At 47.0% G+C, this 11031-nt stretch carries 10 protein-coding genes, 1 pseudogene and 1 other annotated feature; of the genes and pseudogenes, 3 read left to right on the top strand and 8 right to left on the bottom strand.

Annotated features, from left to right (window positions below; translation table 11 throughout):
* Nucleotides 1–12 precede the first annotated feature (12 nt).
* From ACRN9H_RS07185 to ACRN9H_RS07150, 8 genes and pseudogenes are all read right to left on the bottom strand, one after another.
* Nucleotides 13–297 (bottom strand): DUF2798 domain-containing protein, encoded by a 285-nt coding sequence (locus ACRN9H_RS07185; RefSeq protein WP_006082193.1) that lies wholly within the window; start codon nucleotides 295–297, stop codon nucleotides 13–15.
* Nucleotides 298–590: 293 nt separating this feature from the next.
* Nucleotides 591–944, bottom strand: a complete 354-nt coding sequence (locus tag ACRN9H_RS07180) for a glycerate kinase (protein WP_432313096.1) — start codon at nucleotides 942–944, stop codon at nucleotides 591–593.
* Between the two features lie 246 nt (nucleotides 945–1190).
* Nucleotides 1191–2012, bottom strand: coding sequence for a tryptophan synthase subunit alpha (gene trpA / locus ACRN9H_RS07175; protein ID WP_432313095.1), 822 nt, complete (start codon nucleotides 2010–2012; stop codon nucleotides 1191–1193).
* Between the two features lie 5 nt (nucleotides 2013–2017).
* Nucleotides 2018–3208 (bottom strand): tryptophan synthase subunit beta, encoded by a 1191-nt coding sequence (trpB, locus tag ACRN9H_RS07170; RefSeq protein ID WP_432313094.1) that lies wholly within the window; start codon nucleotides 3206–3208, stop codon nucleotides 2018–2020.
* Nucleotides 3209–3357: 149 nt separating this feature from the next.
* Nucleotides 3358–4776: a bifunctional indole-3-glycerol-phosphate synthase TrpC/phosphoribosylanthranilate isomerase TrpF gene (gene trpCF, locus ACRN9H_RS07165; RefSeq protein ID WP_432313153.1), complete on the bottom strand. Its 1419-nt coding sequence runs from the start codon at nucleotides 4774–4776 to the stop codon at nucleotides 3358–3360.
* A gap of 45 nt (nucleotides 4777–4821) precedes the next feature.
* A pseudogene (gene trpD, locus ACRN9H_RS07160) lies at nucleotides 4822–5919 on the bottom strand (anthranilate phosphoribosyltransferase); the annotation flags it as partial.
* A complete protein-coding gene (locus tag ACRN9H_RS07155; RefSeq protein WP_432313093.1) occupies nucleotides 5916–6518 on the bottom strand; it encodes an aminodeoxychorismate/anthranilate synthase component II in 603 nt (200 codons plus the stop codon). The pseudogene trpD and the gene ACRN9H_RS07155, both read right to left, overlap by 4 nt.
* A 9-nt stretch (nucleotides 6519–6527) precedes the next feature.
* The gene (locus ACRN9H_RS07150; RefSeq protein ID WP_432313152.1) at nucleotides 6528–8186 is read right to left on the bottom strand and encodes an anthranilate synthase component 1; all 1659 of its coding nucleotides are present in this window, start codon (nucleotides 8184–8186) and stop codon (nucleotides 6528–6530) included.
* Between the two features lie 98 nt (nucleotides 8187–8284).
* Nucleotides 8285–8392, bottom strand: a sequence feature (Trp leader region).
* Nucleotides 8393–8602: 210 nt separating this feature from the next.
* Here ACRN9H_RS07150 and rnm point away from each other — a divergent pair.
* The 3 genes from rnm (at nucleotide 8603) to ACRN9H_RS07135 (ending at nucleotide 11028) form a co-directional block, all read left to right on the top strand.
* Nucleotides 8603–9463 carry an RNase RNM gene (rnm, locus tag ACRN9H_RS07145; RefSeq protein ID WP_432313092.1) on the top strand — a complete coding sequence of 287 codons (861 nt, stop codon included), beginning with the start codon at nucleotides 8603–8605 and terminating at the stop codon, nucleotides 9461–9463.
* On the top strand, nucleotides 9460–10080 hold the full coding sequence (locus ACRN9H_RS07140) for an L-threonylcarbamoyladenylate synthase (protein ID WP_263188310.1): 621 nt from the start codon (nucleotides 9460–9462) through the stop codon (nucleotides 10078–10080). The genes rnm and ACRN9H_RS07140 overlap by 4 nt, the downstream gene beginning before the upstream one ends.
* 159 nt (nucleotides 10081–10239) lie before the next feature.
* Nucleotides 10240–11028 carry a segregation and condensation protein A gene (locus tag ACRN9H_RS07135; RefSeq protein WP_432313091.1) on the top strand — a complete coding sequence of 263 codons (789 nt, stop codon included), beginning with the start codon at nucleotides 10240–10242 and terminating at the stop codon, nucleotides 11026–11028.
* Nucleotides 11029–11031: the final 3 nt, after the last annotated feature.

Raw genomic sequence — 11031 nt, 5'->3', positions numbered from 1 at the left:
TAAATCGTAAAGCTAGCGTAAATCGACAAAGTGTCCGGTAATTTTACGTACTAATGGCAACACCATCAGCAGTGTCGGGAAGGCAACCACCCATGAGATCAGCCAAGCACCGAGCCAGAGTTCGATAAACTGCGGTGAAGCGCCAACGCCATTGAAAGTACTGATCCCAGAAACGATACAACTCATTAGAATAGAAAGAAAAAATGGCATTACAACCGTGGCATACTTGGCTGGTAATTTTGGCGTGCCCAAAAAAGTACGAGGTTTGTCATCGGGCAAAGATTTAGAAATAGTCATCGGATCCTCTATTGGAAATTCATCAGGCGAATGATTTGTCACAGGCTAACACTGTCAATTCCGCTATCGACTTCATTTGCTTTCCCCATTGGGTTCAATAGCGGAAGCAGGGTATTTAAGCGATTGATGAAGTTTAGCCCGCGCGGCGACATTCTAGGTATTGCACCGATAAAGCGCAATCATTAAAGCCCAAGCTAGCCTATCTCTATGTTCACAGTTAGCGCAGGGATCAGCACTTAATTCATTCCATTTGTTACCCAAAGCTCGCCCGTTACATTGACCCAGTGACCGAGCTAAATAGGGGATTTGCCAAGTTCATTATCAAAGGGGAGTGCAAGGTTTGATTGCGACAGGTAAATCGTATCTTCGGGTGTTTGGCTGATGTCGACGATTTGTCCTGAAGTTTCAAAGTTCAATTGAATTGGTAGGCGTGGAGCTTGCTTAATGATGTCAACTTGAACACTTGCAAGTCGGCCGAGTAATTCAACCGTCACCCATTGGTTAACCGGAAAGCGCATTTCGGCCTGCTGATCGCTACCTTGGTAGTAAAACCAAATTGGCGCACCATTATCGCATTTACCTGCAACTTCACCTTCAAAACCACAGCCCCAAGGCGTTAATTCGAGAATATAGATCCGATACTGCATAAAAAGTCAGTTTTTCTTCGATAGGGCATTCTATCGAGGAACTGTGACTAAATAAATACGCTGTCAGTGTAGTACTGCGTGAGTGTCAGTATTGCCTTGACAGATAGTGTTTGCGGGAGATAAAGGCTGAGTAAACATAGAGCTTGGTAAATATAAACAAAATAAGCGAGGCGACGAGTCTACCTCACTTATTTTATTTGTAATTGAATTCTTGATTTATATTGGATTATTTAAATCAAGACTCGCTTAGGTTGCAGCCTTCATTGCGCGAGTAAATTCCCCAAGCGTTGCAAGTAGCTTAACTTCATCGTGCTGGTGGGTTTCGATGATTTTCACGACAGCAGAGCCTGAAATTGCCCCTGCAGCGCCTGCTTTGATGGCGGCGGTTACTTGAGCCGGTTCGGCAATACCAAAGCCGAGTAGCGGTGGCGGCGCGTTAAAAGTTTTCAATTTGGATAGAATTTCTTCCATCGGCACGCCAGCTTTAGTGTCTGTGCCTGTCACCCCTGCGCGGGATAAGAGATAGGTGTAACCTTCGCCGCTGGCGCTAACCAGAGCAAGGGTTTCACTGTCGGCATTAGGCGGCGCGATAAAAATGGGTGCGATACCATGGGCTTTAGCGGCTTCGCTAAATGGCGCCGATTCTTCCACGGGTACGTCGGCAATAAGCACTGAATCCACACCCGCATGCTGCGCTTTGGCGTAAAATGCATCGATACCATTAGCAAAAACTAAGTTTGCATACAGCAGCAAACCGATTGGCAGTTCAGGATATTTAGCACGCACTTGCGTCAGTAATTCAAAACACGCCGTTGGAGTCGTGCCCGCGGCTAAAGAACGCAGGTTAGCACCTTGGATCACTGGGCCATCGGCCAAGGGATCGGAAAACGGAAAGCCCAGTTCTAAGGCATCGGCGCCGTTTTGCACTAGGGTATCGATAATTTTCAGCGATAACTCAGGGCTAGGATCGCCAAGGGTGACGAAGGGGACAAAAGCGCCACGGCCTTCGGCTTTGAGTTTGGCAAAGGTGGCTTGGTAACGGCCAGTGTTGGTAGACGTGTCACTCATGTTTATTATTCCTCTGTACCATTCAAAATGTCAGAAACGGTGAAAATATCTTTGTCGCCCCGACCGGAAAGATTGACCACTAAAATGGTTTCCTTGGTGCACTCGCGCGCCATTTTCACGGCATAGGCGATAGCATGTGCCGATTCCAATGCGGGGATAATCCCTTCACAGCGAGCCAATTGTTGGAAGGCTTCCAAGGCTTCATCGTCGGTGGCTGATTCATAACGGGCGCGGCCTGTGGCATTAAGATGCGCGTGCTGCGGGCCAACGGATGGGAAGTCCAATCCAGCTGAAATCGAGTAGGATTCTTCAATTTGACCTTCGCTATCTTGCATTAAAGGCGCTTTCATACCGAAGAAAATACCAGTTTTACCGTGCTTGAGCGGTGCGCCATGCATTGGCGTGTCTATGCCTTTACCTGCGGGTTCAACGCCAATCAGTTCAACACTGGGCTCATCAATAAAATCGGCAAACATACCAATGGCATTGGAGCCGCCGCCAACACAGGCTATAACCGCATCGGGTAAACATCCTTCACGTTCAAAGAGCTGTCTTTTGGTTTCTTCGCCAATAATGCGTTGAAATTCACGCACTATGGTTGGGAACGGATGTGGCCCCGCGGCCGTGCCGAGCAAATAGTGGGCCTTTTCGTAGCTGCCAGACCAATCGCGCATAGCTTCGTTACAGGCATCTTTTAAAGTGGAAGAACCTGACGTAACTGGGATCACTTCAGCCCCCATTAAACGCATTCTAAATACGTTAGGTGATTGACGCTCTATATCTTTAGCGCCCATATACACCTTGCATTTAAGGCCCAATAAAGCACAGGCGAGGGCGGTGGCAACACCGTGTTGTCCTGCGCCGGTTTCAGCAATAATCTCTTTTTTACCCATGCGTTTAGCCAGTAATGCTTGCGCAAGCACTTGGTTAGTTTTATGGGCGCCGCCGTGGAGTAAATCTTCCCGTTTGAGGTAGATTTTAACCAGTGGGTTAGGGCTTAAATTGCGCGTTAAAGTCAGCGCCGTTGGGCGGCCTGCATAGTTTTTTAATAAATCATGTAGTTCGGCTTTAAAGGCTTCATCTTCTTGTGCTTCTACAAAGGCGGTTTCTAATTGCTTAAGGGCGGGCACTAAAATTTGTGGCACGTACATGCCGCCATATTCGCCGAAATAAGGGTTAAGCTTTAACTTTGACATACCTGTTTCCTTATCTTATCAATCTGTTTGCCAGTGGCTTGGATTGAGCTGTTATTTAATAGAGCTGTTTTCAATAGGCCATTGGAATTAATAGGGTTATGTTTCTATATCTAGTATTAAATTCATCTAGGCTTTTTTAAAGCGCTAGGTTAGAGACGTAAATGGGTAAAAGCCGTTTGAATAAGTTGCGCCGATTTAATCCCTGCGGCGGTTTCTAGGCCGGAATTAAAATCTAAACCGTAAAACCCTTGCGCATTAGCACTCGTTGCATTGTCTGCATTGAGTCCCCCCGCTAGCATGGCATGGGACTTTTGCGGAATGTTACTTTGCCAGTTAAAGGCTTGGCCCGAGCCACCAAATTGGCCAGCACTTTTACTATCAAAAAGATAACGCTGCGCGCCCTTGGGCATTAAACCTATCTCGCCAGTTTTTGTATCAACACTGACCGCTTTCCAAATTTGGGTGGTAAGTCCCGCATGTTGCAAATGTTCGGTGAGCTCGGCTATTTCAAGTTCGGTTTCTGCGCCGTGCAGTTGCACTGCAAATAATTGTAAGCGCGTAGCAATGTTACAGATGGTGCTGGGCGCGGCATTTACAAACACGCCAACAAATTCAATTGCCGGCGCATCAGATGCACGATATTCGCTGAGCAATTGTTCTGCGTGATTAAGTGTTAATGTGCGCGGCGATTGTTCAGCAAAAATCAGCCCAGCATAAACAGCGCCTGATGTTGCCGCAGCGCGAATATCTTCCACGCGGGTGAGGCCGCAGACTTTATTGTGACCGAAGATCAATTTACGGCAGGCTAAGTCGATATCAGCCTCGGCCATAATCGAACTGCCAACGAGGAAGCCATCAACCAGCGGGCTCAAGCGGCGTACTTGCTCATTGTTGTAAATGCCTGATTCGCTAATCACCACGCGGTCGCTGCCAATGTGTGGCGCTAAGGCTTCTGTGGTAGCGAGATCGGTACTCAAATCTCTTAAGTTACGGTTATTGATCCCAATGATCGACGCATCTAATGCGATGGCGCGTTTAAGTTCTTCTTCGTTACTGACTTCGGTCAGCACATCGAGTTGATACTTAGCGGCTTCTTTCGCTAGACGTTGATATTGTTCATCATCAAGCACGGACAGCATCAACAGAATCGCATCGGCGCCTTGGTGGGCGGCGAGTTTGATTTGGTATTCATCTATCAAAAAATCTTTACATAGAATGGGTTGGCTTACCCGAGCACGCACTTTCGGGATATAGTCCATATCCCCTTGAAAGAATTGCTCATCGGTTAACACCGAAATACCCGCCGCATATTTGCCGTAAATATCAGCAATAGCTTCAACATCAAATACATCACGGATAAGTCCTTTAGAGGGGCTGGCTTTTTTACATTCTAAAATGTAGCCCGCTTTGGGCATTTTGAGCGCGTCAAATAGACTGCGATCAGACACTTTAGGCGACAGGCTCGCCTCGGGAAAGCGGAGTTTTAGGGCGGCAATATGGGCCGCTTTGGTATCAACAATACGAGTTAACACGTTGCCTTTTTGCACTGTGTCTAGTGATGACGGCATTCTAACATCTTGAATATCAGCTTTTAATTCTGGAGCCATTACTACGTTTTCCTTTGTTTCACTGCTGACTTTTGCGAGCTGACTTAACAATTCAAAGGCTTTGCCACTTTGGATAGTCGCGATCGCCAGTAAAGTGCCCGCTTTAACTGAATCGGCAATACCGCATACATATAAAGCACAACCCGCGTTGATAGCGACCGCATTGGTGTGGGCATCTGTGCCACGACCTTTTAAGATTGCCTCGGTAATCAAAGCGTTTTGCGCAGGCTCGCCACCTTCTAAGTCAGTTATGTGTGCTAAAGGCACACCTAAATCGGCTGGCGTGAGTTGATACTCAATAATTTCGCCGTCTTTTAACTCCGCAACTTGGGTGTTGCCGTGCAGCGCGACTTCATCTAAACCGCTGCCGTGCACTACCATAGCGCGTTTTGTGCCAAGCGCCTTTAATACTTTCGCTATCGGTAAAACCAACTCAGGGCTATATACGCCAAGTAACATAAACTCAGGTCGTGCGGGATTTATAAGCGGCCCTAACACGTTGAATAAAGTGCGAGTTTTAAGTGCTTGTCTAACAGGCACTGCGTGTTTTACACCGCCATGGTAGTGCGGCGCAAATAGAAAACACAGATTCAAGTCTTCAAGGCAACGACTGGCGGTATCTGGCGACATGGTTAGGTCAATGCCAAACTGCGCGAGTAAATCTGACGATCCCGATTTACTCGATACACTACGATTACCGTGTTTAGCGACCTTAGCACCTGCCGCTGCTGCCACAAAGGCGGCGGTGGTGGAAATATTTATGGTATTAAAACCATCGCCACCGGTGCCAACAATATCAATAATGCCGTTACTCAGCGCGCGGTTAATTGTCGCGCCGTTAGCCTGTGTTTGGTTGTTAGCTTGGGCGGTATTAAACTCAGGGCAAGGGAAATATTTGGCCGCGGCGCGCATGGCATCGGCAGCGCCGCTGATTTCATCAATGGTTTCACCGCGCATTTTGAGCGCGACTAACATCCCTGCCATTGCGGTTTCGCTCATTTCGCCACGAATTAACGCGCCAAATAATTCGGCGGTTTGCTCACGACTTAGGCTGTTACCTTGATACAAAATATCAAGCAAAGTTTGAATGTTTCTTGTACTCATACATTTGCTCCTACGGCGACGTCTTGGGTTAGAAATGCCAAGGTTTGAATGAGCAGTGTGCTACCTAATGTGGTGAGAATCGATTCTGGATGAAACTGAAACCCTACGGCTCTGTGCTCTGGGTGTAAAATAGCCATCGGCATATCTTCTGTGGTTGCTATTACTTGTAAGCAATCGGGCACTTTGGTGGCGACTAAGCTGTGATAGCGGGCAACGGGTAAGGGAGAAGGTAAGCCGGCAAATACGCCAGTGCCATTATGGAAGGTAGGGCTTGCTTTGCCGTGCACCACAAAAGGGGCGCGCGCTACAGTACCGCCGTAATACTCCACCATGGCTTGATGGCCAAGGCAGATGCCCAGCATAGGCGCCTTACCCGCAACTTTGGCGATAAGTGCCATCATAGAACCTGCCTCATGGGGCGCGCCAGGGCCAGGTGATAACACTAAGGCCGCCGGTTTTGGCTCATTAAGCAGTTTTTCGGCAATATAGTCGGCGGCAACATCGTTGCGGTAAATCACCACTTCACAATTTAGGCTGCGGAATTGATCCACTAAGTTGTAGGTGAAGGAGTCAAAGTTATCGAGTAGATAGAGTTTCATGTTTGGCTCCTATTTATATTGTGCTGAAGTGGATTGTGCTGAAGTGGATTGTGTAGACTCATCATTGACAGGCAGCCCCGCGCCCATTTTTATGGCAGAAATTACCGCTTGGGCTTTTTGACGGGTTTCGTCTGCTTCACTTTGGGGATCCGAATCAAATACCACGCCCGCGCCAGCTTGAATAAAGGCTATGCCGTTTTTGACAAAGGCAGAACGAATCACAATACAAGTATCCATATCCCCAAGGGCATTAAGGTAACCCACTGCGCCGCCGTAGCTGCCGCGACGGGTCTTTTCCGCTTGGCGTACCAGTTGTGAGGCTCGCACTTTTGGCGCGCCGACTAAGGTGCCCATATTCATACAGGCCTGATAAGCATGCAGGGCATCTAAATCTTGGCGCAGTTGACCCGTTACGCGGCTGACGAGGTGCATCACGTGGGAATAGCGGTCAACTTTCAATAATTCGGCAACTTTACGACTACCGCTTTGGCTAATACGAGCAATATCGTTACGGGCTAAATCGACCAGCATTAAGTGTTCTGACAGTTCTTTTTTATCTAAACGCAGCTCGAGTTCAATGCGGCTGTCTAAGTCGAAATCAATCTCACCTGTGGCGGTTTTACCGCGTTTACGGGTGCCGGCAATCGGATACACTTCGACTTGATTACTACTGGCATCGTATTTGAGGGCGCTCTCTGGCGAGGCGCCAAAGAGTGTAAAATCTGGACCTCTAAAATAAAACATGTAAGGGCTTGGGTTAGTTAGGCGCAGGGCGCGGTAAGCCCCTAAGGTATTTGGGCAAGGCAAACTAAAGCTGCGCGATGGCACTACTTGAAAAATATCGCCCGCAATAATGTGCTCTTTCAAATCGATAACGGTTTGTTTAAACACCTCATCGGAGATATTCACTTGCTCGGCCTCGTCAATGGCGATGAGTGTTGGTACATCGCTAGGTGAATTAGCCAAGGTTTTACATTGGATACTTAGGCTTTGTACTCGCTCATTGAGCGCTGTGGTGATGTCGGCATATTGAGCAGAATCGAGGCTAAAATTATGGGTAATAATCTCGGCTTGCTTTAGTTTATGGTCGATAAGGATTAAGGTTTCAGCAAGATAGAATAAATAGTCTGGGCAATCATTATCGCTGTTTGGTACCACTGGCAGTGGTTCAACGGTATCAATCAAGTCATAGGCCAGTACGCCACCTAAAAATAGATCCTCAAAGGCGGGTTTGGTTTGTCTGTCAGTATGGGCGCGACAATCAATCTGCTGGATAAACATCCGTAGGCCATCTAGCGGCGAGGTCGATTTTAAGCGCGCATCTTCATCTTGTAGCTGTGTGTCTTTTTGCAGCGTTACGATTAAGGCTAAATTATCACGCACCACATGAGCACTTGCACTGAAAAACTGTGCGATAGGATCGAGTAAACTTGCGCCATTATCAGTCAATGCACTAAAGGTCAGTTGATAACCATCGCAGCGTATCATTACGGCTGCATGGGTCATCAGCATACTTTTTAAGTGATCTTTACTGTCGATTTCAGCCGACTCCAACAGCATAGTGTGGGATGCATCTTGGGTAATGTGTTGGTATAAACGCAATGGATCGCTGTGATAGGTTAATGGCGCTTTTAGTGTACTTGAGCGTGCGAATGTCTGTTTTTGCATATTCATACTCGAGCTACCTTATAAAATATCTTAAAAGTCATGGAGTTGTCTCTATTGCTAATTTTATTACCCGAGTTTGCCGACATTTTTCGCACCTAACAAAAAAGCCCGCATTTCTGCGGGCTTCTTGTTGATTCTGTTCACTTTCAAATGAGCACAGAGCTTCACACTACCCGCTAAGTTGGGAAGTGCCACCACCAAATGATGTTTAATGAAGCGTTAATGTGTGTCATGCAAAAGAGTCTCACTAATTCGTAAATTGATGTATAGAAAGCCTTAGCTAGAGGCGAATGTCAATTGAATATTTTTCATTTTTGCAAATTTGTTGACTTTAATGCAGCAGGAAATTTAACTGACACCGCCATAAAATACGAGATAACAGCGCATTGATTAACAAATTCACGTACAATAGCCCTATGAATACTCAAAGCATATTGGCTGATCTGCACAGCCACACGACCGCATCTGATGGTCTATTAACACCGTCTGAATTGGTGGCGAGAGCCCTTGAAAAGGGCGTGCAGTTGTTTGCTATTACTGATCATGACACCGTTGCAGGTTTACCCGCAGCCCGTGCCTTTAATCAATCGCAAGCAGAACCATTGAAATTGATCTCTGGCGTAGAAATCTCTACTCGCTGGAACAGTTATGATATCCACATCGTTGCGCTTAACTTCGATGCGGATAATCCTGCGTTATTAGCATTTTTAGAAAACCAGCGTGAGTTACGTGAATTACGCGCTCAAGAAATTGGCCATAGATTAGCTAAAGCCGGCATTGAAGGCGCTTACGAAGGTGCCAAGGCGTTGGCGGGTGAAGCGGCATTGAGTCGTGGACATTACGCTCGCTGGATGGCTGAAAATGGCCATGCCGTGGATATGCCCAGCGTGTTTAAACGCTACCTTGCCCGCGGTAAAACCGGTTATGTCCCCAATAATTGGGGTGATATGGCCAGCGCCATCGATATCATTCATAACGCAGGTGGATTAGCCGTGTTGGCGCATCCCAGTGGTTACAAGTTGTCGGGCAAGTGGCTTAAGCGCTTGGTGCGCGAATATAAAGAAGCGGGTGGAGATGCCATGGAAGTGGTACTCGGCCAGCAAACATTAGATGACAGAGCCAATCTTGTGGCCCTGAGTATACAAAATCAATTGCTTGCATCGATAGGGAGTGATTTTCACTTTCCAAGTAATTGGATTGAATTAGGTAAAAATCTGTATCAGCCCCAAGGTATTGATTGGGTCTGGCAATCGGAATTTTGGATGGAACGACCATGAGTCAATTTTTTTATGTACATGAAGTAAATCCGCAAACACGCCTTATCAGTCAAGCTGTTGCCGCTTTAAAAGCGGGCGGTGTGATTGTTTATCCAACCGATTCAGGTTATGCATTAGGCTGCTTGATTGGTGAAAAAGACGCGATGACGCGCATGGCACGAATTCGTCAAATTGAGAACGATCATGACTTCTCTTTGATGTGCCGCGATTTATCTGAATTAGCTACCTACGCCAAAGTGGACAATCAGGCGTATCGCATCCTAAAAAGTTGCACGCCTGGGCCTTATACGTTCATTTTTAAAGCGACTAAAGAAGTGCCACGTCGTCTGCAAAATGACAAGAAAAAGACCATAGGTATTCGCGTGCCTGACAATGTTATCGCTCTGGCACTGCTTGAAGCCTTGGGCGCACCGTTAATGTCGACCAGTTTAGTGATGCCAAATGCAGAATTTGCCGAGTCTGATCCTGAACAAATTCGCGATTTGCTCGAGCACCAAGTGGATGTGATTATTCACGGCGGCTATTTAGGTGAAAAACCGACGACTGTGATTGATATGTCTGAAGATGGCGCCGAGATTTTACGTGAAGGCGCGGGGGATATCACGCCATTCCTCTAAATCTGCCGCATTAGATTTATCGCTAATGGATGCGAGTGAGTGATGCTGAGAGTGGCTGTGCACATTTGGCAGTTTTATCGTCGCAGGTTTACAGGTATAATCGCGCGTTTGGCGTTAGTCTAAGTTGGGTAGCGCAGCGTTAACGGAGCAAGATAGCGGATGCAGGGCACGCAACAAAGTTTACCCTTAGCCGTTATTCGTGGTCAGGCAATGACCGAAATGCCGCTGGATTTGTTTATTCCGCCTGAGGCATTGGAAGTGTTCCTCGAGTCCTTTGAAGGGCCGTTGGATTTACTTTTATATTTGATCCGTAAGCAAAAATTAGATGTTGTCGATTTACCCATTCAGCAAATCACCGCGCAGTATTTAGAATATATTACGTTGCTGACTCAGGCTCGAATCGAACTTGCCGCCGATTACTTAGTGATGGCGGCAACGCTTGCCGAGATTAAATCCCGTTTGCTGCTACCGCGTATGGTGGCTGAAGATGAGATTGAGGAAGATCCTCGGGCGCAATTGATCCGTCAGTTGAAAGCCTATGAAGTGATTAAAGAAGCGTCGCAAAAACTCGATGATTTACCGCGGCTCGAGCGGGATGTGTTTCAAGCTAAAGCGGTGGCAGCACCTAATATTAAGCCATTAATGATCCCGCCAGAAGTGTCGTTATTTGACATCGCTCGTGCCTTTGGTGACGTGCTTAAACGTATCGATGCCAATGAAGATCATCATGTTAAGCGTGAACAGTTATCGACCCGTGAGCGCATGAGCCAGATTTTAGCCATGCTAAACGCCGAAGACTTTACCGCATTTGAACGTTTATTTACCCTAGAAGAAGGCCGTGCCGGTGTGGTAGTGACCTTCTTAGCTTTGATGGAATTAGTCAAAGAATTACTGGTTGAATTGTACCAAACAGAGCCGTTTTCAACTATTTACGTTAAGGCCTATTAATTG

It is taken from the genome of Shewanella sp. MF08487, assembly GCF_050848685.1.
GTDB lineage: Bacteria > Pseudomonadota > Gammaproteobacteria > Enterobacterales > Shewanellaceae > Shewanella > Shewanella glacialipiscicola.
This window is presented reverse-complemented; position numbering and strand designations above follow the sequence as displayed.